The following is a 265-nucleotide window of genomic DNA, read 5'->3' on the forward strand; positions in this document are numbered from 1 at the left end:
CGGTTGGGGAGAAGGGTTAGCTGGCTAATATCCAGTTAATTTGACGGTACCAAAAGAAGAAGCACCTGCTAACTTCGTGCCAGCAGCAGCGGTAATACGAAGGGTGCAAGCGTTGTTCGGAATTACTGGGCGTAAAGGGCGCGTAGGCTGGTTTGTAAGTCTAATGTGAAATCCCCGGGCTTAACCCGGGACGTGCATTGGAAACTGCAGATCTTGAATGCTTGAGAGGGTGGTGGAATTCCAGGAGTAGAAGTGAAATTCGTAG

The 265-nt window shown here is 49.8% G+C and carries 1 rRNA gene; it reads left to right on the forward strand.

Annotation, left to right across the window (positions count from 1 at the left end):
* Positions 1 to 265: ribosomal RNA gene (locus ACTHSL_RS13745) — 16S ribosomal RNA — on the forward strand; the annotation flags it as partial.

This window comes from Neisseria sp. P0008.S010, from assembly GCF_051962715.1.
Taxonomy (GTDB): Bacteria; Pseudomonadota; Gammaproteobacteria; order Burkholderiales; family Neisseriaceae; genus Neisseria; species Neisseria elongata.